Origin of the sequence: Burkholderia sp. AU30280 (assembly GCF_020420125.1) — a bacterium.
Taxonomy (GTDB): Bacteria; Pseudomonadota; Gammaproteobacteria; order Burkholderiales; family Burkholderiaceae; genus Burkholderia.
Genome location: NZ_JAIZRY010000022.1, coordinates 17,526 through 37,631, shown reverse-complemented (window position 1 = coordinate 37,631; position 20,106 = coordinate 17,526). Strand labels below are relative to the sequence as shown.

General features: G+C 67.3%; 21 protein-coding genes and 1 pseudogene. 13 read left to right on the top strand and 9 right to left on the bottom strand.

Translation table 11 applies throughout. From position 1 onward, the window contains the following. The first annotated feature begins 260 nt into the window (after nt 1-260). The 5 genes from LGN17_RS34495 to LGN17_RS34475 all read left to right on the top strand — a co-directional run bounded on the left by LGN17_RS34495 (nt 261) and on the right by LGN17_RS34475 (nt 4,972). Entirely contained in the window at nt 261-731 is a 471-nt protein-coding gene (locus LGN17_RS34495; RefSeq protein ID WP_226201333.1) for a rhodanese-like domain-containing protein, read from the top strand. A 28-nt stretch (nt 732-759) separates the two neighbouring features. Continuing rightward, a complete protein-coding gene (epsC, locus tag LGN17_RS34490; RefSeq protein WP_226201291.1) occupies nt 760-1,698 on the top strand; it encodes a serine O-acetyltransferase EpsC in 939 nt (312 codons plus the stop codon). Nucleotides 1,699-1,706: 8 nt separating this feature from the next. Then, on the top strand, nt 1,707-1,928 hold the full coding sequence (locus tag LGN17_RS34485; RefSeq protein WP_175965646.1) for a helix-turn-helix domain-containing protein: 222 nt from the start codon (nt 1,707-1,709) through the stop codon (nt 1,926-1,928). A gap of 136 nt (nt 1,929-2,064) precedes the next feature. Beyond that, on the top strand, nt 2,065-2,997 hold the full coding sequence (locus tag LGN17_RS34480) for a family 2A encapsulin nanocompartment shell protein (protein ID WP_021156739.1): 933 nt from the start codon (nt 2,065-2,067) through the stop codon (nt 2,995-2,997). Beyond that, the gene (locus LGN17_RS34475; RefSeq protein WP_226201290.1) at nt 2,972-4,972 is read left to right on the top strand and encodes a family 2A encapsulin nanocompartment cargo protein cysteine desulfurase; all 2,001 of its coding nucleotides are present in this window, start codon (nt 2,972-2,974) and stop codon (nt 4,970-4,972) included. The genes LGN17_RS34480 and LGN17_RS34475 overlap by 26 nt, the downstream gene beginning before the upstream one ends. A gap of 58 nt (nt 4,973-5,030) precedes the next feature. Here the strand turns inward: LGN17_RS34475 and LGN17_RS34470 are convergent, their stop codons facing one another. The 6 genes from LGN17_RS34470 to groES all read right to left on the bottom strand — a co-directional run bounded on the left by LGN17_RS34470 (nt 5,031) and on the right by groES (nt 9,891). Then, on the bottom strand, nt 5,031-5,924 hold the full coding sequence (locus LGN17_RS34470) for an acetylglutamate kinase (protein WP_226201289.1): 894 nt from the start codon (nt 5,922-5,924) through the stop codon (nt 5,031-5,033). Between the two features lie 48 nt (nt 5,925-5,972). Beyond that, a complete protein-coding gene (locus tag LGN17_RS34465; RefSeq protein ID WP_226201288.1) occupies nt 5,973-6,494 on the bottom strand; it encodes a PTS sugar transporter subunit IIA in 522 nt (173 codons plus the stop codon). 139 nt (nt 6,495-6,633) lie between these two features. Then, a complete protein-coding gene (locus LGN17_RS34460; protein WP_226201287.1) occupies nt 6,634-6,852 on the bottom strand; it encodes a hypothetical protein in 219 nt (72 codons plus the stop codon). A gap of 61 nt (nt 6,853-6,913) precedes the next feature. Continuing rightward, nucleotides 6,914-7,285, bottom strand: coding sequence for a DUF6697 family protein (locus tag LGN17_RS34455; RefSeq protein WP_039354345.1), 372 nt, complete (start codon nt 7,283-7,285; stop codon nt 6,914-6,916). A 662-nt stretch (nt 7,286-7,947) separates the two neighbouring features. Next, nucleotides 7,948-9,588, bottom strand: a complete 1,641-nt coding sequence (gene groL, locus LGN17_RS34450) for a chaperonin GroEL (protein ID WP_226201286.1) — start codon at nt 9,586-9,588, stop codon at nt 7,948-7,950. 12 nt (nt 9,589-9,600) lie between these two features. After that, nucleotides 9,601-9,891 carry a co-chaperone GroES gene (groES, locus tag LGN17_RS34445; RefSeq protein ID WP_175954388.1) on the bottom strand — a complete coding sequence of 97 codons (291 nt, stop codon included), beginning with the start codon at nt 9,889-9,891 and terminating at the stop codon, nt 9,601-9,603. Between the two features lie 183 nt (nt 9,892-10,074). Between groES and LGN17_RS34440 the strand changes: the two are divergent. After that, a pseudogene (locus LGN17_RS34440) lies at nt 10,075-10,284 on the top strand (porin); the annotation flags it as partial. Nucleotides 10,285-10,395: 111 nt separating this feature from the next. Here LGN17_RS34440 and LGN17_RS34435 read toward each other — a convergent pair. After that, entirely contained in the window at nt 10,396-11,415 is a 1,020-nt protein-coding gene (locus LGN17_RS34435) for a zinc-dependent alcohol dehydrogenase family protein (RefSeq protein ID WP_226201285.1), read from the bottom strand. Nucleotides 11,416-11,549: 134 nt separating this feature from the next. Between LGN17_RS34435 and LGN17_RS34430 the strand changes: the two genes are divergently transcribed. Together LGN17_RS34430 and LGN17_RS36935 are read left to right on the top strand one after the other, a co-directional pair. Then, the gene (locus LGN17_RS34430) at nt 11,550-12,461 is read left to right on the top strand and encodes a LysR family transcriptional regulator (RefSeq protein WP_226201284.1); all 912 of its coding nucleotides are present in this window, start codon (nt 11,550-11,552) and stop codon (nt 12,459-12,461) included. 104 nt (nt 12,462-12,565) lie between these two features. After that, a complete protein-coding gene (locus LGN17_RS36935) occupies nt 12,566-12,694 on the top strand; it encodes a hypothetical protein (protein ID WP_264166164.1) in 129 nt (42 codons plus the stop codon). 63 nt (nt 12,695-12,757) lie between these two features. Here LGN17_RS36935 and csgH read toward each other — a convergent pair whose 3' ends face one another. Together csgH and LGN17_RS36795 are read right to left on the bottom strand one after the other, a co-directional pair. Further along, the gene (gene csgH, locus LGN17_RS34425) at nt 12,758-13,078 is read right to left on the bottom strand and encodes a curli-like amyloid fiber formation chaperone CsgH (RefSeq protein ID WP_226201283.1); all 321 of its coding nucleotides are present in this window, start codon (nt 13,076-13,078) and stop codon (nt 12,758-12,760) included. A gap of 56 nt (nt 13,079-13,134) precedes the next feature. Beyond that, nucleotides 13,135-13,755, bottom strand: coding sequence for a hypothetical protein (locus LGN17_RS36795; RefSeq protein ID WP_226201282.1), 621 nt, complete (start codon nt 13,753-13,755; stop codon nt 13,135-13,137). A gap of 599 nt (nt 13,756-14,354) precedes the next feature. On the opposite strand from LGN17_RS36795, the gene LGN17_RS34415 reads away from it, so the two are divergent. The 5 genes from LGN17_RS34415 to LGN17_RS34395 all read left to right on the top strand — a co-directional run bounded on the left by LGN17_RS34415 (nt 14,355) and on the right by LGN17_RS34395 (nt 20,105). After that, nucleotides 14,355-15,074: an SDR family oxidoreductase gene (locus LGN17_RS34415; RefSeq protein WP_226201281.1), complete on the top strand. Its 720-nt coding sequence runs from the start codon at nt 14,355-14,357 to the stop codon at nt 15,072-15,074. A gap of 222 nt (nt 15,075-15,296) precedes the next feature. Further along, on the top strand, nt 15,297-17,255 hold the full coding sequence (locus LGN17_RS34410; RefSeq protein ID WP_226201280.1) for an arylsulfatase: 1,959 nt from the start codon (nt 15,297-15,299) through the stop codon (nt 17,253-17,255). Between the two features lie 14 nt (nt 17,256-17,269). Beyond that, nucleotides 17,270-18,319: a formylglycine-generating enzyme family protein gene (locus LGN17_RS34405; protein ID WP_226201279.1), complete on the top strand. Its 1,050-nt coding sequence runs from the start codon at nt 17,270-17,272 to the stop codon at nt 18,317-18,319. Further along, entirely contained in the window at nt 18,316-19,125 is an 810-nt protein-coding gene (locus tag LGN17_RS34400) for a MetQ/NlpA family lipoprotein (protein ID WP_226201278.1), read from the top strand. Before LGN17_RS34405 ends, LGN17_RS34400 begins: the two co-directional genes overlap by 4 nt. Continuing rightward, nucleotides 19,119-20,105 carry a YkgJ family cysteine cluster protein gene (locus tag LGN17_RS34395; RefSeq protein ID WP_226201277.1) on the top strand — a complete coding sequence of 329 codons (987 nt, stop codon included), beginning with the start codon at nt 19,119-19,121 and terminating at the stop codon, nt 20,103-20,105. Before LGN17_RS34400 ends, LGN17_RS34395 begins: the two co-directional genes overlap by 7 nt. Nucleotide 20,106 lies beyond the last annotated feature (1 nt).

Sequence of the window (20,106 nt, the reverse complement as noted above, 5' to 3'; positions counted from 1 at the left end):
GTTCTGATTCCCCACCCGCTATCTCGCGCACCAGGCGATGGCCTCCGGCCGCCGCAAAACTCCCCACCTGGATCCGCCCGTTCACGCTCCCCGGCTATTGCATTCCTCGCGCCGCTGATTAGGAAATGAATTTTTATTGGTTCTGCTTGCCCGGCCGCACTCGCATAGTGGCGCTGACGGCTATAGACAGCACGCAAGCTGCAACGGCCGCATTCCCGGTGTTTTTTGATCATACGAATCAACGAAAACAAGGACGTGTCATGACGGTTGCATTGGAACAACGAACCGCCGCGCAGCAGGCGCTCGAAGACGCGCGCGCGGCGGCAGCAGCGGCCGGCACGCCCTATGCGGGCGGCGTCGCGCCGGAAGCCGCATGGGCGCTGTTCTCTGCCGGCGACGCAGTGCTGGTGGACGTGCGCACCGCCGAGGAACGGAAATTCGTCGGCCACGTACCGGAGTCGCTGCATGTGCCGTGGGCAACGGGCACGAGCCTGACGCGCAACCCGCGCTTCGTGCGCGAACTGGAGGCGAAGACCGGCAAGGCGGCCGTCGTGTTGCTATTGTGCCGCAGCGGCAACCGCTCGGCGCAGGCGGCCGAGGCCGCGACGAAGGGGGGCTTTGCGCAGGTATTCAACGTGCTCGAAGGGTTCGAGGGCGACCTCGACGAACGGCAGCATCGCGGCGGCAGCAATGGCTGGCGTTTTCGCGGCCTGCCGTGGGTGCAGGACTGATTCACGGCCGTTACAGGGAGAAAGCAGCATGGCCGCATTCGACATCGACGACATCGTTCAATCGCTGCAGACCGTGCGCCGCGCGTGGCGCGAGAAGCAGCGCCGCTCGCTCGAGCCGGGCGGGCGCGACCTGCCGGCGCGCGAGGCGCTCGCGCAGATCATCGGCGGGCTGAAGGGCGTGCTGTTCCCGATGCGGCTCGGGCCGCCCGACCTGCGCCAGGAGAGCGAGAATTTTCACGTGGCCCATGCGCTCGATGCGGCGTTGAATGCGCTGCTCGCACAGGTGAAGCTGGAATTGCGCTACGCGGCGCGCCAGCGCAATGCCGACGTGCTGGTCGAAAACGTCGATGACGTCGCGTCGACAGCCGTGCAGGCATTTGCCGCGCGCCTGCCCGAGATTCGCCGGCTGCTCGACAGCGACGTGCTGGCCGCATTCCACGGCGACCCGGCGGCCGGCAGCGTCGACGAAGTGCTGCTGTGCTACCCGGGCATCCTCGCGATGATCCACCACCGGCTCGCACATGAGCTGTACGGGCTCGGCCTGCCGCTGCTCGCACGGATCATCGCCGAGCAGGCGCATGCGGAGACGGGCATCGACATTCATCCGGGCGCGCGCATCGGCGCGGGCTTCTTCATCGACCACGGCACGGGCGTCGTGATCGGCGAGACGGCGATCATCGGCGAGCGCGTGCGCGTGTACCAGGCCGTCACGCTCGGCGCGAAACGCTTTCCGCGCGACGCGGCCGGCCACCTGGAGAAGGGCCTGGCGCGCCATCCGATCGTCGAGGACGACGTGGTGATCTATGCGGGCGCAACGATCCTCGGCCGCGTGACGATCGGGCGCGGCGCGGTGATCGGCGGCAACGTGTGGCTCACGCAGGACGTGCCGGCCGGCGCGAACATCACGCAGGCCGTGCTGCGCAGCGAAGCGAACGCCGCGCCGCGCGCGGCGGCGCGGGTTGCATAGGAGGCCCGATGAGCGACCTCATCCATCACTTCGGCGCCAACGTGCGCAAGCTGCGCGAAGCGCGCACGTGGTCGCAGGAGCAGCTTGCCGAGCATGCGGGGCTGAACCGCTCGTATGTCGGCGAGATCGAGCGCGGCGAGGCGATCGCGTCGATCGTCACCGCCGACAAGATCGCGCGCGCGTTCGACGTGTCGATCTCGACGCTGCTGCCGGGCGTGTACGTCGCCTGAGGCCCCCGTTTCGTTTCCCTTTCGGTTGCACGCGACATGACGGCTATAGCATGTTGAGCCGGCAGGTGCGTGCTTCCGATAATCGTCGAGCGTCATAAGCAATCCCGTTTTTCATCTAAAGAACCCGGAGCCCCACATGTCGACCGTTGCAAGCGGCACGGCCGCGCTGAGCGATCACGCCGCCCGCCAACTAGCGAACGCTACCAAGACCGTCCCCCAGCTTTCCACGATCACGCCGCGCTGGCTGACCCATCTTCTGCAATGGGTGCCGGTCGAGGCCGGCATCTATCGCCTGAACCAGGTGAAGAACCCGGAAGCCGTGCGCGCCGCGTGCACGCAGCTCGAGGACGAAAGCGTGCTGCCGCAGACCTTCGTGCCGTATGAGGAACAGCCGCGCGAGTATTTCCTGAACGCGGTGAGCACGGTGCTCGACGTGCATACGCGGATCTCCGATCTTTACAGCAGTCCGCACGACCAGATCAAGGAACAGCTGCGCCTGACGATCGAGACGATCAAGGAGCTGCAGGAAAGCCAGTTGATCAACAACCCCGACTACGGGCTGCTGGCAAACGTGACTGACGACCAGCGGATCTTCCCGCTGACGGGCGCGCCGACGCCCGACGATCTCGACGAGCTGCTGACCAAGGTGTGGAAGGAACCCGCGTTCTTCCTCACGCACCCGCTCGCGATCGCCGCGTTCGGCCGCGAATGCACGCGGCGCGGCGTGCCGCCGCCGACGGTCAGCCTGTTCGGCTCGCAGTTCCTCACGTGGCGCGGCATTCCGCTGATCCCGTCGGACAAGGTGCCGGTCGCGGACGGCAAGACCAAGATCCTGCTGCTGCGCGTCGGCGACAAGCGGCAGGGCGTCGTCGGCCTGTATCAGCCGGGCGTCGCGGGCGAGCAGGGCCCGGGCCTGTCGGTGCGCTTCATGGGGATCAACAACCAGGCGATCGCGTCGTACCTGATCTCGCTGTATTGCTCGCTCGCGGTCCATTCGCCGGATGCGCTGGCTGTCCTCGATGATGTCGAAATCGCCAAGTTCCATGACTATCCCGACACCTACCGTTAATCCCGGCCTGGCCGGCGGCGACGCGCACGCGTTGCCGCACGCGCCGCTGCCGGCCGGCTTGCCTGACCCGGCGACGCTTGCGCGGCTCGCGTCCGAGTTCTTCGCGACACCGCCCGGGCAGGCCACCGCGCCCGGGCTGTCGGCGGGCAGCGGTGCGGTTGGCGGCGTGCCGTCGGCATTGCCGGCCGCTGCACCGATCCTCGCGTCGGTGAGCAACCCGGTACCGGGCGGCTCGCCGCTCGCAGGGCCGGGCGGCGCGGGCACCGGCGTGCCCGGTCTCGCGCTCCCGCAAGGGAAAGTGCCCGGCGCGAACCTCGCGCCGTCCGCACCGACGCACGTGCTGTCGCTCGGCAACCGCGCACCCGCGCTCGCGCCGCATGCAGCCGCTCAAAACGGGTTGCCCGACACCGTCGTGTCGATCGCGCCGGCGCTCGAGCCGCGCGTCGGCGGCGCGGCGCTCGGCGTGCCGCAAGCGAATGCGCCGGTGCAAGAAGGCGCGGCGAAAGCATCGCCGTACTACTTCACCGATGGTTCGCTGCAGGGCTGGCAGGCGACGCCGCAGGACATCGTCGTGCCGTCGAACGGCCTCGCATCGCCGGAAGCGTTCGGGTTGCCGGGCGACGACGTGCTGCGCGAGCTGCTCGCCGTGCATCGCGACGTGCCGGTGTCGCGTGCGTCGGGCGCCGACGTGCCGCGCTACTTCGTCGACGATGCGCAGGCACCCGAGCCGCAGGGTCAGTGGCATCAGGGTGCGCACCCGCCGTTCGACGTGAACGCGATCCGCCGCGATTTCCCGATCCTGCAGGAGCGCGTCAACGGCAAGCAGCTCGTGTGGTTCGACAATGCGGCGACGACGCACAAGCCGCAGGCCGTGATCGACCGGCTCGCGTATTTCTATGCGCACGAGAACTCGAACATCCACCGCGCCGCCCATGCGCTGGCCGGTCGCGCGACGGATGCATACGAGCATGCGCGGGACACCGTGCGGCGTTTCATCGGCGCGGCGTCCCCGGATGAAATCGTGTTCGTGCGCGGCACGACCGAGGCGATCAACCTGATCGCGAAGACATGGGGCGTGCAGCACGTCGGCGAAGGCGACGAGATCATCGTGTCGCATCTCGAACATCACGCGAACATCGTGCCGTGGCAGCAGCTTGCCGCGCAGAAGGGGGCGACGCTGCGCGTGATTCCGGTCGACGATTCGGGGCAGGTGCTGCTCGACGAATACCGGAAGCTGCTCAACGATCGCACCAGGATCGTGTCCGTCACGCAGGTGTCGAACGCGCTCGGCACGGTCGTGCCGGTGAAGGAAATCGTCGCGCTTGCGCATCGTGCCGGTGCGAAGGCGCTCGTCGACGGCGCGCAGTCGATCTCGCACATGCGCGTGGACGTGCAGGCGCTCGATGCGGATTTCTTCGTGTTCTCCGGGCACAAGATCTACGGGCCGACCGGGATCGGCGTCGTGTACGGCAAGCGCGCGATCCTCGACGACATGCCGCCGTGGCAGGGGGGCGGCAACATGATCGCGGACGTGACGTTCGAGCGTACGGTGTTCCAGCCGCCGCCGAACCGGTTCGAGGCCGGTACCGGCAACATCGCGGATGCGGTGGGGCTGGGCGCCGCGCTCGACTATGTGAGCCGGGTCGGCATCGAGAACATCGCGCGCTATGAGCACGACCTGCTTGCGTATGCAACGAGCGTGCTGGCGCCGGTGCCGGGCGTGCGGCTCGTCGGTACCGCGCGCGACAAGGCGAGCGTGCTGTCGTTCGTGCTGAAGGGTTACGAGACCGAGGAGGTCGGGCAGGCGCTGAACGAAGAGGGCATCGCGGTGCGCTCGGGGCATCACTGCGCCCAGCCGATCCTGCGGCGTTTCGGCCTGGAGGCAACCGTGCGGCCGTCGCTCGCGTTCTACAACACGTGCGACGAGGTCGATGCGCTGGTGAGCGTCGTGCGGCGTCTCGCGACGCGGCGCTGACGCCATTCGCTTGCGGCGGCCCGCGCGGGTCGCCGCAAGCGTTCGATCGCTACACGCTTCAGAACCGCACGACCTGCTTTTGCTCGACGCTGAAGCCGTCGCGCAGCACGCTCGCCGAATCCGCGAAGTAGCGGCGGGTTTCCGACAGCAGGTCGGTGTTGCCGCGGCGGCAGAACACGACCCCGGACCCTTCTTCGGTGAGCAGCTCGTCGATCAGCGATTCGGGTTGCCCGATATCGGCGAGATGGACGTTCTGCACGCCGTGTGCGAGTGCATCGAGCGCTTCGCGCACGCAGGACGCCGCAGTAGCGGCCGGGTGCTCGGCAAGCCAGTGCTCGAGTTCCGTGATGCCGTAAAGCCCGGCGAGCTCGCCGAGTTCGCGCAGCAGCGTGCTTTCGACCATCATCACCAGCGTGACGGCGCTCGTGCGCTGCGCGAAGAGGCTGCCGAGCCGTTCGGCGCGCAGCAGGTGATCGTGGCCTGCGTCGTCCGGGGCGACCGGCATCACGACGGGCACCAGGCCGTTTTCGAGAAACGCGTTCAGCGCGGTGCCGTCGAAACGTGCGATCGCGCTCGTGCCGGTGCGGTCGGGATCTACGCTCGCGACCAGCAGGCCGCCATCGTGACCGTCGATGCCGATTGCCTTGGCGCCGTGACTGCCGATCAGGCGCACCAGCTCGTGATTGACGCCTGCCATCGCCGCGTGAACGGCGTGGATCGATTGCGTACCGGACGCGGCCGGCACACTCTGGACGACGATCGGTCGAACGCCGGTGAGCGCGAGCAGCGCGACATCCTGCGCGAACGCCTGGCGGGCGCGCGCATCGCTCGCGGCGCCGCCCTCGACGATGACGACGGTCTGCCCGTGCAGGGCCTGCATGAACGGCAGCGAGCGCGCCAGGCCGGCCACGCGACGCGACGTAGGGGTGGAACTTTCAGGGTCTGGGAACATGGGAATCCGAATGGATGAAGGGAATGCCTGTCGCCGCACGGTGCGGCATCAATGCATGCGTTGCATCAGCTGGTGAATCTCGTGCGGCGTCTGCGCGTCGCGCGATGCCTGCCGGAACGGGCGTTCGCTGAAACACCGCGCCGCGTCGGCGAGCAGTTCGAGATGCGCGCGGTCGTCTTCTTTCGGGAGGACGAGCACGATGAATTCGCGCACCGGCTTGCGGTCCGGTGCGTTGAAGGTGAACGGATACCGCGTGCGAACGAATAGCGCGACGGCCGAGCGAAGCCCGTCGACACGCGCATGCGGAATCGCGACGCCCTGGCCGAGGCCGGTCGAGCCGAGCTGTTCGCGCTTGATCAGTTCGGTCCTGATCCGTTCGGCGGATACGCCACTGCTGCGCTCGATATATCGCGCGACGAGGTCGAACAACTGGATCGCGCTTTCGACGGGCACGTCGAGCAGGATGTTGTCCGGCGGGCAGGCGGCGGCCAGCCGGGTCGTGTCCGGTGCGCCGCCGCGTCGGCGGGGAAGGTCGGGGTGGCCGCCGGAGGCGGCCTGCTGCGTTTGCATGCGGATCTCTCCGTGTCGGGATGACAGGGAAATCCTAGACAAAACCGCGTAAAGACGGTGTCAGATACGTTGGGGGCCGGCATTAAAATGGTGTATCGATTGCGTCGCGGCGCGCGCGACGCGCTCGATACCCACGCCTTCAGGTGCCCGACAGCACGAACGGCAGCGTCGTCAGCAAAAAGACCGAAATGCCGACGACCGGTGCGCCGAACGCGATCGCCGCGAACGCCACCGCGGCGCTGGTCAGCACGAGCGTTCTCGACACCCGCCGGTGCCGGTCGTGTGCAGCCGCCCTGTCATCGCGGATTGCATCGGTCCGCTCGCCGATCACGTGTTTCCAGAACGTCAGGCCAAGCATGATTGTTGCTCCTGTATGAAAGATGGCCGGAACGGGGCGCGCGATGCGCCCCGCATGCGTATCAGCAGCGCTTGAGCTTGAGCACGCGTGAGATCTGCCCGGGCGTGAAGCTGCTGTTGCGCACGTAAGGCGCGCAGTCGAGCGGCGCGGTGAGCGATTCGCTGACGACGTACTGGCCGACGAAGCGGTACGCGTCCGTCGCCATGCGGATGAACACCGGAATCGCATCGCGTTGCGCGGCGAGCGTCCTGCCGGCCGCTCGCGCGGACGCGCTGCCGTCGCAGAGGATCACGTCGGGCGCGTGCGGGTTGAGGTCCGTGCGCAGGCAGGCGGCCACGACCTTGCCGTTCTTCGTCGGCAGGAACGCCTGCTTGCTGCCGCCACAGGCGGTGTGGATGAATTCGCGGGTGTACTGCTTGTCGATCTCGAACATGATCGGGCTCCGGTATCGGAAAGTTCCGTTGATTAAATCAGGTATGCGAATCAATGAGGCTGGATCGACAGGTCGGATGCGGGCATGCCGATCGATCGTTGCCGCGGCGGCGGATCGATGGCGCGTCGTGACGGGAATGTCCGCGCGAACACGCTTGCGTCGCGCGAGGCGCGGCTAACGCATCGACGTCGTGTTCAAGCGTGCACGGGAATGACTACGGCGCGCACCGTCCGCCTGCTGGCAGGACGGTGGCTCGGGAAAAGAGAGACGCAGGCGTCCTGCCTGTCAGGCAGAAAAGCAACTCGGAGGGCGAGGACTTCGGATGCGCATGTGCGTGCTCGGTGAGGGATGGGTTGCGAACACATTCTAGTGAACGCATGCGCGGGCGCAAGTAAAAAGGTCGTAAAGGTTTCGGGGGCGATGCGGGATGGCGCCGCGTGTGACGTGCGCTGCCAGAAGTTGACGATGCGCTGGCCCGGGCTGGCGATGCTCATCAAGAGGACGCCGGCGAGTGGAAGCAAGGGGGTGAGGGTGGTCGACGCGGGATGGATGCAACGGCAGACCGGGATTTTAAAAAAACGCGTGGCGACCTTGATCGCCACGCGCCGCGGGAGTCCATGAGAACGCGCGCATGCCGGCGAACCGGCACACGCGCCGCACCGTCAGAAATCGAACCCCGGCCCGCCCGCACCCGGGCCGCCTGGCGCCGCCGCCGGCGCCGCGTCCTTCGGCGCTTCGAACACGGTCGCATCGGTCGTCAGCAACAGCCCCGCGACCGACGCCGCGTTCTGCAGCGCCGTACGCGTGACCTTGGTCGGATCGAGCACGCCCGATTCGACGAGATCGCCGTATTCGCCGGTCTGCGCGTTGTAGCCGAAGTTTCCCGAGCCTTCGGCCACCTTCGCGACGACGACGCTCGCTTCCTCGCCCGCGTTCGTGACGATCTGGCGCAGCGGCTCCTCGAGCGCGCGCAGCACGATCTTGATGCCCGCGTTCTGGTCGGCGTTCACGCCCTGCAACTCGCGAATCGCCTGCCGCACGCGGATCAGCGCGACGCCGCCGCCCGGCACGATACCTTCCTCGACCGCCGCGCGCGTCGCGTGCAGCGCGTCGTCGACACGGTCCTTCTTTTCCTTCACTTCGATCTCGGTGGCGCCCCCGACCTTGATCACCGCCACGCCGCCGGCGAGCTTCGCGACGCGTTCCTGCAGCTTTTCACGGTCGTAGTCCGACGTGGCTTCGTCGATCTGCACGCGGATCTGCTTCACGCGCGCTTCGATGTTCTTCGCATCGCCCGCGCCGTCGATCACGGTCGTGTTTTCCTTGCCGACCTCGATGCGCTTCGCCTGGCCGAGTTCGGCCAGCGTCGCTTTCTCGAGCGTGAGGCCCGTTTCCTCGGCGATGACCTGCCCGCCCGTGAGGATCGCGATGTCCTCGAGCAGCGCCTTGCGGCGGTCGCCGAAGCCCGGCGCCTTCACGGCCACCGTCTTCAGGATCCCGCGGATGTTGTTCACGACCAGCGTCGCGAGCGCTTCGCCTTCGACATCCTCCGCGATGATCAGCAGCGGACGGCCCGACTTCGCGACCTGTTCGAGTACCGGCAGGAGGTCGCGGATGTTCGAGATCTTCTTGTCGTGCAGCAGGATGTACGGGCTTTCGATCTCGGCGATCTGCTTGTCGGGATTGTTGATGAAGTACGGCGACAGGTAGCCGCGATCGAACTGCAGCCCCTCGACCACATCGAGTTCATCCGCGAGCGACTTGCCGTCCTCGACGGTGATCACGCCTTCCTTGCCGACGCGGTCGATCGCTTCCGCGATGCGCTGGCCGATCGATTCCTCGCCGTTCGCGGAGATCGTCGCGACCTGTGCGATTTCCTTGCTCGTGGTGGTCGGCCGGCTGATCTTCTTCAGCTCGTCGACGGCCGCCGCGACGGCCTTGTCGATGCCGCGCTTCAGGTCGAGCGGATTGAGCCCGGCCGCGACGTATTTCTGGCCTTCGCGGACGATCGCCTGGGCGAGCACGGTGGCCGTCGTGGTGCCGTCGCCGGCTGCGTCGCTGGTGCGCGAGGCGACTTCCTTCACGAGCTGGGCGCCGATGTTCTGCAGCTTGTCCGCGAGTTCGATTTCCTTCGCGACCGACACGCCGTCCTTCGTGACGACGGGGGCGCCGAAGCTGCGTTCGAGCACGACATTGCGGCCCTTCGGCCCGAGCGTGACCTTCACCGCGTTGGCGAGAATGTTCACGCCCTCCGTCAGCCTGGCCCGTGCGACGTCGCTGAAAATGATTTCCTTCGCTGCCATGATTGCGCTCCGTTAGTGATTGACGACCGCGACGATGTCTTCCTCGCGCAGCACGAGAAACTCGGTGCCGTCCAGCTTGACGGCCTGACCCGCGTACTTGCCGAACAGCACGCGCTCGCCGACCTGCAGGTCGGGCACGATGCGCTGGCCGTCCGCATCCTTGCGGCCGGGGCCGACGGCGATCACTTCACCCTGATCGGGCTTCTCCGCGGCGCTGTCGGGGATCACGATGCCCGACGCGGTGGTGGTTTCCTGGTCGAGTCGCTTCACGATCACGCGGTCGTGCAAGGGGCGTAGGCTCATTTTTTCGTCCTGTGCTGATCTGTCGAAATTGGCTGGCACTCTTTAACAGAGAGTGCTGACGAGTATAAAAATGCGCGGCGCCGCGATCCAATAACGGATTCGGAAATGCATTCGCGCCGTCGTGCAAAGCGCGTCGCTCCCGCTGTTGCGACACGGCCCGCCGTGCGGCGGGCGTGCAGACCGGGCGAATCGTTCGGCGGCACGTACAGCGTCAGCAACGACACGGGCTTCGCGAACAACGGGCAGTGGAGTGTCGGCGCGCAGTACGAGCAGGGCGGGCTGCTCGTCGGTGCGGCCTTGCTGAATGCGGACAACCCGGATGCGATGTCGGGTGGCGCGATCGCGGGTTCGGGATTTGCCGGCGCCGATGCGAACTTCGCTTCGGCGCGGCTGATCTGTCGCCGACCTCGAAGCAGTTGACGGTGCACGCGGGGATCCGTCGCAAGCGCTGACGGGCGAAGATGGAAGAGGCGGCGGGCCGAACGGCCCGTCGCCTCGATGCGCTTACTGCGCGACGCGAATCACGACCTTCCCGAAGTGTTGCCCCGACTGCAGGTACGCATAGGCCTGCGGCGCTTCGTCGAAGCCGAACACGCGATCGACCACCGGCTTGATCTGCTTCGCGTCGACGAGCCGCACGACGTCATCGAGCATCGCGCGGCTGCCGACCATGATCCCGTGCAACTGCCGGATCCCGCCGATCAGCGACAGCAGCCCGAGTTCGGGGCCGGCGAAGCTGCTGAGGCCGCCGATCACCGACACGATGCCGCCCATCTTCGTCGCGGCGACCGAGCGCGGCAGCGTATCCTTGCCGCCGACTTCGACGACCAGATCCGCGCCCGCGCCGCCGGTGAGCCGCAGGACTTCGTCCTGCCATTCGGGCGTCGCACGATAGTTGATGGTTGCGTTGGCACCGAGTGCGCGCGCGCGTTCGAGCTTCGCATCGCTCGACGACGTGACGATCGTGCGCAGGCCCGCCGCATGCGCGAGCTGCAGCGCGACGATCGACACGCCGCCCGTGCCGAGCAGCACGACGGTCGCGCCGGGCCTCAAGCCGCCGTCGGCGAACAGCGCGTTCCACGCAGTGATGCCCGCGCACGACAGCGTCGCCGCCTCGTCGTAGTTCAGATGGGCGGGAATCGCGACCAGCGCGGCTTCGTCGGACACGAAGTGTTCGGCCAGCACGCCGTCGAATTGCGCGCCGGGCGACCCGGAGACTTTCAGCGGTGTGGGCGGCCCGTCGGTCCAGTGCGGGAAGTACGTGTTGATCACGCGATCGCCCGGCTTGAAGCGCGTGACGTCGCGGCCGGTTTCGATGACTTCGCCGGCGCCGTCGGCAACCGGAATCAGCGCGTCCGTGCCGATGCCGAGATAGTCGCCGCGCGCGAACATCAGGTCGCGGTAGTTCAGTCCGGCGGAGTGGATCTTCACGACGACGTCGGTCGGCCCGACCGCGCGGCGTGTCGCGTCGATGCGCCGAAGCCCGGCCACGCCGTCGCCCGGTTTCACTTGCCATGCGTGCATGTCGACTCCTTTTCGATATTTCGAGATAGAGCGGACTATCATAGTGTTGCGCACAGGGACGCATTGGCGAGAATTCGGCTGATGCGTGTCGCCTGTGCGGAACCAATCATGTGACCCAACCGGAGCGGAATGGCATGGACGAGCGGCTGAGAGGCGTGGCCGAATTTGTCGACGTGGTGGAGTCGGGCAGCTTCGCGGCGGCCGCGCTGCGGCTCGGCGTCACGCGCTCGGCCGTCGCGAAGGTCGTTGCGCGGCTCGAGCGCCGTCTCGGCACCCGGCTCCTGCAGCGCACGACACGCCAGCTCGGCCTGACGGACGAAGGGCTCGTCTATTACGAGCAGTGCCGGCGGCTGCTGGCCGAACTCGGCGAGACCGAGGCCGCGCTCGACGCGGGGCAGCGCGAGCCGGCGGGGCGGTTGCGCGTCAGCGTGCCCGTGCTGTTCGGGCGGCAATGCGTGGCGCCCGTCATGCGGCGCCTCGTGGAGCGCCATCCACGGCTCGAAATCGACGTGTCGTTCAGCGATCGCGTGGCCGATCTGGTCAACGACGGCTTCGACATCGCGGTGCGTATCGGCGAACTGGCCGATACGAGCGCGCTCGTCGGCCGGAAGCTCGGCGTGCAGCGCATGGGCATCTGCGCGTCGCCTGCCTATCTCGAACGCCATGGCCGTCCGGTGGGGCACGACGAGCTCGCGTCGCACGTCGGCATCGCGTATTCGCGCGGCGGGCAACCGACGCCGTGGCGGGTCGTCGGTGCGGACGGCGCAGTGCACGACCATCGCCCGGCCGGCCGCCTGCGCCTCGACGACCTGCAGGCGATCGCGGATGCGGCCGCCGCCGGCGCGGGCCTCGCGTGGCTGCCGTGCTGGCTGATGGCGCCTTACCTGCGCGACGGCCGCCTCGCGCTCGTGATGGACAGCAACAGCGTGTCGGGTACCGAAGTGTTCGCGGTGCGGCCGGCGTCGCGCCAGGTGCCGTCGAAGGTGCGGGTCGTCATCGATGCGCTCGTCGACGAGATACCGCGCGTGCTGGCGTCGGACGATTGAGGGGGGCGGCATTTCCACGAAGCATGATCGGCCGACGCGGCGCATGATCGTCTCACGCCGAGGATCCCGGCAGCCCGCTTCGGGAAACGCGCTTCGGCACCGACGTGCATCCTGTCACCGCGAACTTCGCGCGGTACGCGGTTGGCCTTGCGGTCGCCGCGCCGTTCCCCGCATCCGTTGCGCTCGGCGAGACGGTCGGCGCGCTCGCGTGGCCGCGCGCCTGTTTCTCGTGATGCGCTACTGAACCGAGCGATCGCGTGTCCCTTGGCGTGCCGACGCCGGGGCGTCGCACGGGTTCAATTCGACGCCCGATGCGGATTGCAGTCCACCGAATACTCCGCGTGCTCGCCGTTGACGTGCAGCACCAGCGTCGCGTTGCAGATGTCGTCCGAGCCGACGCTCAGCCTCAGCGTCGCGAGCGGCCGGTCCTCGCCGCCGGCGAGCCGCGACTCGCCGGAGCGCGTCAGCGTGGCCGATCCTGCTTCGCCGGTCCTGACGATGCGCAGGCTGTACGACACGTCGACCGGCGCGGCCGACCGCACGTGCGGCACGATGTTCACGCCGCCGGCGCTGGCGGCGATGTCGAAATAGGCGTCGAGATCGTGAATGCCAACCATGATCGTCCCCTGTCGAATGAAAAAAAGGTCGAACGGGCCACCGTCCGGCCTTTTCGTTACACCGGCGGCGCTCGGTGCTGCTTGATCGATGCGGTGTTGTAGAGGCCGTTCTGGCTGATGCTCGCGTAGTTCGCGTTGCCTTGCTGTACCAGCGTGGCGTTGTTGTTGTAGCCGATCTGCGTCACGTAGCCCTGGTTACCCGTGCCCGATACCTGCGATGCGTTGATGAGGTTGAAGCCGCCGGCCTGCGAGAGGCTCATCACGTCATCCGCGCCCGTCTGCGACGCATTGGCGTAGTTGCCGGTGTCGCCCGACTGGTTCACCGTCGCCGTCGAGCCCGATGCTGCCAGCTGCGTCACATACGCCTGGTTGTCCGCCGAACCCTTCGTGATCGATGCCGTCGAACCGGCCGAGCTGCTTTGCGTGATCGACGCCGTGTTGAACGCGGCCGTTTGCGTGATGGACGCGCCGTTGCCGAAGCCATACTGCTGCGTGATCGTCGCGTTGTCGCCGAACTCGAACCACTGATTGACCGTTGCGTTGTTGCCGGCCGTGGTCTGCGTGATCGACGTCGTGTTGCCGGCCGCCGCGAGCCGGTTCACCGTTGCGTTGTTGCCGTTCACGCCGCCCGATTGCGAAATCGTCGTCACGTTGCCGCCGCCGAACGACGAGTTCACGTTGGCGGTTTCGGTGCCGCTCTGCGTCGTCGCCTTCGGCGAACTGCGTCACGTTGGCGTTGGCCGTGCCGCCCGTTTGCGTGATCGACATCGCGTTCGCGGCACCCCAGGCCCATCGCCTGCTTGCGTTCGATACCATTTCCCCGACCCCGGAATCACTTTTGCGAAATAGGGCGCCGCCCGATTTTCGGGTTATTTGTTCCTGGTCGAACGCGGCACATGGTGGGGGGAGGCAGCAAGAGGCATGCCTGCCAATTTTTTAAACGGCATACTTTTTTAAGTCGTTATTCGTCTAATTTTCTGGTTGCATATTTTCGTCACGCAAAACGTTTGCGAGTTCGATATTCATTAACAAGCTTTCCTTTATAAATGGAGCATTACAATTAAATCAGACGATATTTCAGGAAAATCATGATTTGGAAATCCCCGGCGAAGCTGACGCGGAGAAAACGTAACGTGTTGCTACGGGTTCGCGCGTAACGACTCGACGTAACGTCCCGTTACGCACGTAGAATCGTCCGATGAAAGCGCAGGTTCCGGGCCTCCGCCCCGGAAACATCCTTCCACGCCATTCATGCGAATGAACTTCGGGAGCACTCATGTCATCTCGCACGTATCTCGTCACCGGCGCATCGCGCGGCATCGGCCTTGCGGTCAGCGCGTTGCTCGCACAGCGAGGCCATCGCGTCATCGGTCTCGCGCGTCACACACAGGACATCGATTTCCCCGGCGAATTGCGCGCGTGCGATCTCGCCGACATCGAACAGACGGCGGCCACCCTTGCACGCGTCAGTGAACAGCACGACGTCGACGGCATCGTGAACAACGCGGGCATCGCGTTGCCGCAACCGCTTGGACAGATTGATTTCCAGTCGCTGCAGACCGTGTTCGATCTCAACGTGCGGGCCGCGATCCAGGTTACGCAGCACTTTGCGGATGCGATGAAGGCGCGCGGCTACGGGCGCATCGTCAACGTCTGCAGCCGCGCGATTTTCGGTAGCCTCGATCGCACCGCGTATTCGGCCGCGAAGAGTGCGCTCGTCGGCTGCACACGCACGTGGGCGCTCGAACTGGCCGAACATGGCGTGACCGTCAACGCGGTTGCGCCGGGGCCGATCGAGACGGCACTGTTCCGGCAGACGCGGCCCGTCGGCAGCGAAGCCGAACGCAAGGTGCTCGCGACGATCCCCGCGCGCCGGCTCGGCACGTCCGGCGATGTGGCGGCCGCGGTCGCGTTCTTCCTGTCGGACGAAGCCGCTTTCGTCACGGGGCAGGTGCTGGCCGTGGATGGCGGCGGCAGTCTCGGCGGGCGGAGTTGACGCCGAAGCTGAAGCGTCGGACGCCGTAGACGCGGGGGCCCGGCAGCGGCCAGTTTCGGCGCGTATCGGGGGCGGGGGGGCGCGCCCATGTGCGCGCGCTGATAGCGGGCATTCTGCTTGCGCGCATATTCCGCCATCCCGTTAGCATGTGACGAATCGGACTTTGGGCGCCGCGCGCACGACGCTAAGATCGCCGCTCCCGTAGATCGAGCGTTCAGAACAATGAAAAAGTCCGCGTCGCCGTTGCATGCCTTTCGTTTCCGTGTCGTCTGCGCCGCGATTGCCGGCGCGCTGTCGCTCGCATCGTGCGGCGGCGTCGACAGCGAGACGCCGTCGCCACAGACGAACACCACGCCGCCGCTGGCCGCGAAACGCCCGAACATCCTGTACATCATGGCCGACGATCTCGGCTATTCCGACATCCATGCATTCGGCGGCGAGATCAACACGCCGAACCTCGACGCGCTCGTCGCGTCGGGCCGCATCCTGTCGAACCATCACACCGGCACCGTCTGCGCGATCACGCGCGCGATGCTGGTGTCCGGCACCGACCACCATCTCGTCGGCGAAGGCACGATGGGCGTGCCGACCGACGAACGGCGCGGGCTGCCCGGCTACGAGGGCTACCTGAACGACCGGGCATTGTCGTTCGCACAACTATTGAAGGATGCCGGCTACCACACGTACATCGCGGGCAAGTGGCATATCGGCTCGGGGATCGTCGGCAGCGCGACGGGCAGCGGACAGACGCCCGACCAGTGGGGCTTCGAGCGCAGCTACGTGCTGCTCGGCGGCGCGGCGACGAACCACTTCGCGCACGAGCCGGCCGGCTCGTCGAACTACACGGAAGACGGCCGCTACGTGCAGCCTGGCCAGCCCGGTCAGCCGGGCGGCGCGGGCGGCAGTCCGGCCGTGTTCTATTCGACCGATTTCTATACGCAGAAGCTGATCTCGTACATCGATTCGAACCGGCGCGACGGCAAGCCGTTCTTCGCGTACGCGGCCTACACGTCGCCGCACTGGCCGCTGCAGGTGCCCGATCCGTGGCTGCACAAGTATGCCGGCGTGTATGACGCCGGCTACGACGCGATCCGCAACGCGCGGATCGCGCGGCAGAAGGCGCTCGGCCTGATCCCCGCCGATTTCAAGCCGTTCGACGGCTTGCCTGAAACGACGGCCGCGTCGCCCGCGACCGCGAACAACGGCACGCCTGCCGCGAAATACATCAGCGCGGTGCATTCGGCCGCGGACGGCTACAGCGACTACGGCCCCGGCAATGTCGACAAGCTGTGGTCGAGCCTGTCGCCGGCCGAGCGCCGCGCGCAGGCGCGCTACATGGAGATCTACGCAGGGATGGTCGAGAACCTCGACTACAACATCGGCCTCCTGATCCAGCACCTGAAGGACATCGGCGAATACGACAACACGTTCATCATGTTCCAGTCGGACAACGGCGCGGAAGGCTGGCCGATCGATTCCGGCGCGGACCCGACGGCGACCGACACCGCGAACGGGCAGGCGCCGATTTACGCGACGCTCGGCACCGACAACGGCAAGCAGAACGCGCAGCGCCTGCAATACGGGCTGCGCTGGGCCGAGGTGAGTGCGTCGCCGTTCCGGCTCACGAAGGGGTATTCGGCCGAAGGCGGTGTGTCGACGCCGACGATCGTGCACCTGCCGGGCCAGACGCAGCAGCTGCCGACGCTGCGCGCATTCACGCACGTGACCGACAACACGGCGACGTTCCTCGCGGTCGCGGGCGTCACGCCGCCGTCGCAGCCGGCGCCACCGCTCGTCAACACGCTGACGGGCGTCGATCAGAACAAGGGCAAGGTGATCTACAACAACCGCTACGTGTATCCGGTCACCGGCCAGTCGCTGCTGCCGGTGCTGACGGGCACGGCGACGGGCGAGGTGCATACCGCGCCGTTCGGCGACGAAGCATACGGCCGTGCCTACCTGCGCAGCGCCGACGGTCGCTGGAAGGCATTGTGGACCGAGCCGCCGCTCGGGCCGCTCGACGGTCACTGGCAGCTGTACGACCTCGCGTCGGATCGCGGCGAGACGACCGACGTGTCCGCGCAGAATCCGTCGGTGATCAGCACGCTCGTCGACCAATGGAAGACCTACATGAGCAACGTCGGCGGGGTCGAACCGCTGCGTCCGCGCGGCTACTACTGAACCGGGGCGACACGATGCGGTTCCGGTTCTGGACGATCGGCGCGGCGCTTGCCGCCACGCTGTTCGCCGCCGCGTTCGCGGCCGGCTATGCCAATCCCGTCGCACCGGCGGGTGACGCATTCGACGACGCGAATCGCGGCCGCGCGCTCGCCCCGCTCGGCTCGGAGCGCCAATGCGCGCGCTATTCGGGGCTGCCGGCAGGGTGGCGTGACGACCCGAAGGCCGGGATGGTGCACCTGCGCGGCGGCGCGTTCGTGTTCGGCAGCACGCGCGGCTACGCGGACGAGCGCCCGGTTGGCGACGGTCGCGCGCGTGTCGGCGGATTCTGGATCGACCAGACCGACGTGACGATTGCGCAGTTCGCCGCGTTCGTGCAGGCGACCGGTTACGTGACCGAGGCCGAGCAGCAGGATGGGGCGGCCGTGTTTCATGTGCCGACCCGCGACGAGATGAACGCGCGCGACCTGGCGTGGTGGTCGTGGGTGAAGGGGGCATCGTGGCGTCATCCGCGCGGGCCGGGCAGCGGCGTCGACGGCCTCGGCAACCTGCCCGTCACGCTCGTCACGCAGCGCGATGCGCTCGCGTATGCGCGCTGGCTCGGCCGCGACCTGCCGACCGAGGCCGAATGGGAATACGCGGGCAAGGCCGGCCGCGACGACGCATCGCTCGACGCGGCGCCGCGCGATGCGCAGGGCAAGCCGGCCGCGAACTACTGGCAGGGCGTGTTCCCGGTGCTCGACACGGCCGAGGACGGCCATGCGGGGCTCGCGCCCGTCGGCTGCTACGCGGCGAACGGGTTCCGGCTCTACGACATGATCGGCAACGCATGGGAATGGACCAAGGACGCGTACACGGGCCCGCACCAGTCGCACAGGAACGGCGACACGGCGGCCGTCGCGCCGCCGACGCGCCGGCACGATACGCCGATGGTCATCAAGGGCGGCTCGTTCCTGTGTTCGCGCGACTACTGCGTGCGTTATCGTGCGTCGTCGCGCGAACAGCAGGAAGCCGATCTCGGCGCGTCGCATATCGGGTTTCGCACGATACTGAGGGATGCGTCATGAAGCGCGTCATGGTCTGCGCGGGCGCGTGGCTGATGGTTGCGTGCGCTGTCGTTCACTCGGGTTTGACCGTTGCTGCCGAATCGGCTGCGCCGGCCGTGCGCGTCGGCGTGACACGCGGTGTGCATGCGCAGATCATGGATGAAGTGAAGCGGGTCGCCGCGTCGCGAGGATTCGGCGTTGACGTCGTCGAATTCGACGATGCATCGCGCATCGACGCGGCGCTGGCCGATGGCCGGATCGACGCGGCCAGCTTCGAGGATGCGCAACAGCTTGCCGCGACACGCGCGCGGAAACGCTACGCGCTGACCGAAATCGCGCCGACCGTCACGCTGCCGATGGCGCTCTATTCGCGCAGGCTGAAGAACCTGAACGAACTGCGGCCTGGTGCGACGGTCGCGATTCCCGCCGATCCGCGCGGGATGGCGCGCGCGCTCGTGCTGCTGCAGAACGACACGCTGGTGACGCTGCGCGAGCGGGCCGGCCTGCACGCGACACTGCGCGACGTGACCGGCAACCGGCTCGGGCTGAAGCTCGTCGCACTGCGGCGCGATCGCCTTTACGCGGCGCTCGACACGGCCGCGTTCGTTGCGATCGACAGCGACGATGCCGCGCGCGCCGGGCTGCAACCCGCGCGCGACAGCATCAGCCTCGAGGATGCGCGCTCGCCGTATGCGAACGTGCTGACGGTGCGCGAGGCCGATCGCACGAAGCCGTGGGTGACGCAACTCGTCGCCGCGTATCACTCGGACGACGTCGCGCGCTTCATTCTCACGCGCTACCAGGATTCGGTGCGGCGGCCGTGGTAGAGACCTATCTGCTCGCATGCAACGCATGCGGACGCTGCTGCAACAGCGCACCGGCGCTGTCGTTGCGCGAACTGTTCCGGCATCGGCATCGCTTCGTCGGTGCGCTGGCGATCCGTCGCGTGCCGAAGCGGCGAATCGGCGAGCGCTGGCGTGCGGGCGGCCGCGAGCACGCGCTCGATGCGGACGACGTTGCGGCTTCCGATGCGCTGGCGGCGCGGCTGTTTCATCGCACCGGCGGCGGGGGCGCCGAATGGATCGCGCTGACGCTGCAGGGCTACGACTATCCGTCGCTTGGCCGTTGCGCGGCGCTGGCCGGCGACGGACGCTGCAGCGTGCATGCGGACAAGCCGTCGATCTGCCGCGCGGTGCCGCTCGATCCGATGCTGCCGGACCGCTTGCAGCCCCGCGTGCTGGCCGCGCGGCGCGACGATGCGGCGTGGCTCGGCGCGAACTGCATCGTCGAAACGGCGCGCACGCAATCGTCCGTTGAATCTTCATTTCCGATTCCGCTGGTGACAGCCGGGGAGGTCGCGGATCGTGCGGCGCTCGACGCGTATCGCGAAGCGCTCGTGTTCGAGCGCGTGGTGTGGCGAGATGCGGTGGTCGCATCGTTGACCGATGGCGGGCAGGACGTGCGGCATGCACTGTCGCGGCTTGCGCCGGGCGGCTACCTGACCGTGTCGATCGCGCCGGTCTTGTTGGCCGTTGCATCGGTGTCCGCGCATTGCCACGCGCTGTGCATGGCATTCATCGATGCGCAACTCGCGTTGATCGGTATGAACATTGAAGCAGCACTCGCGCGCCGGCTGGCCGACGACCGTCCCGCGACGCGTGAGTTGCGCGGCTTCGCACAGGCGCTTGAACGCGCACGACAGGCGCTGGCCGCGCTGCCGGCGCCCGCGGCCGGCATGCGTGAAGACGCACCGCGCATCGACGCGTGGCTCACCGGCCGGCCCGACCTCGACACGCTCGCCGCGTGAC

Excerpts from the sequence above, each read along its gene's own strand:
- LGN17_RS34495 (WP_226201333.1), top strand. The coding sequence starts at position 261 with ATGACGGTTGCATTGGAACAACGAACCGCCGCGCAGCAGGCGCTCGAA.
- epsC (WP_226201291.1), top strand. The coding sequence starts at position 760 with ATGGCCGCATTCGACATCGACGACATCGTTCAATCGCTGCAGACCGTG.
- LGN17_RS34485 (WP_175965646.1), top strand. The coding sequence starts at position 1,707 with ATGAGCGACCTCATCCATCACTTCGGCGCCAACGTGCGCAAGCTGCGC.
- LGN17_RS34480 (WP_021156739.1), top strand. The coding sequence starts at position 2,065 with ATGTCGACCGTTGCAAGCGGCACGGCCGCGCTGAGCGATCACGCCGCC.
- LGN17_RS34475 (WP_226201290.1), top strand. The coding sequence starts at position 2,972 with ATGACTATCCCGACACCTACCGTTAATCCCGGCCTGGCCGGCGGCGAC.
- LGN17_RS34470 (WP_226201289.1), bottom strand. The coding sequence starts at position 5,924 with ATGTTCCCAGACCCTGAAAGTTCCACCCCTACGTCGCGTCGCGTGGCC.
- LGN17_RS34465 (WP_226201288.1), bottom strand. The coding sequence starts at position 6,494 with ATGCAAACGCAGCAGGCCGCCTCCGGCGGCCACCCCGACCTTCCCCGC.
- LGN17_RS34460 (WP_226201287.1), bottom strand. The coding sequence starts at position 6,852 with ATGCTTGGCCTGACGTTCTGGAAACACGTGATCGGCGAGCGGACCGAT.
- LGN17_RS34455 (WP_039354345.1), bottom strand. The coding sequence starts at position 7,285 with ATGTTCGAGATCGACAAGCAGTACACCCGCGAATTCATCCACACCGCC.
- groL (WP_226201286.1), bottom strand. The coding sequence starts at position 9,588 with ATGGCAGCGAAGGAAATCATTTTCAGCGACGTCGCACGGGCCAGGCTG.
- groES (WP_175954388.1), bottom strand. The coding sequence starts at position 9,891 with ATGAGCCTACGCCCCTTGCACGACCGCGTGATCGTGAAGCGACTCGAC.
- LGN17_RS34435 (WP_226201285.1), bottom strand. The coding sequence starts at position 11,415 with ATGCACGCATGGCAAGTGAAACCGGGCGACGGCGTGGCCGGGCTTCGG.
- LGN17_RS34430 (WP_226201284.1), top strand. The coding sequence starts at position 11,550 with ATGGACGAGCGGCTGAGAGGCGTGGCCGAATTTGTCGACGTGGTGGAG.
- csgH (WP_226201283.1), bottom strand. The coding sequence starts at position 13,078 with ATGGTTGGCATTCACGATCTCGACGCCTATTTCGACATCGCCGCCAGC.
- LGN17_RS34415 (WP_226201281.1), top strand. The coding sequence starts at position 14,355 with ATGTCATCTCGCACGTATCTCGTCACCGGCGCATCGCGCGGCATCGGC.
- LGN17_RS34410 (WP_226201280.1), top strand. The coding sequence starts at position 15,297 with ATGAAAAAGTCCGCGTCGCCGTTGCATGCCTTTCGTTTCCGTGTCGTC.
- LGN17_RS34405 (WP_226201279.1), top strand. The coding sequence starts at position 17,270 with ATGCGGTTCCGGTTCTGGACGATCGGCGCGGCGCTTGCCGCCACGCTG.
- LGN17_RS34400 (WP_226201278.1), top strand. The coding sequence starts at position 18,316 with ATGAAGCGCGTCATGGTCTGCGCGGGCGCGTGGCTGATGGTTGCGTGC.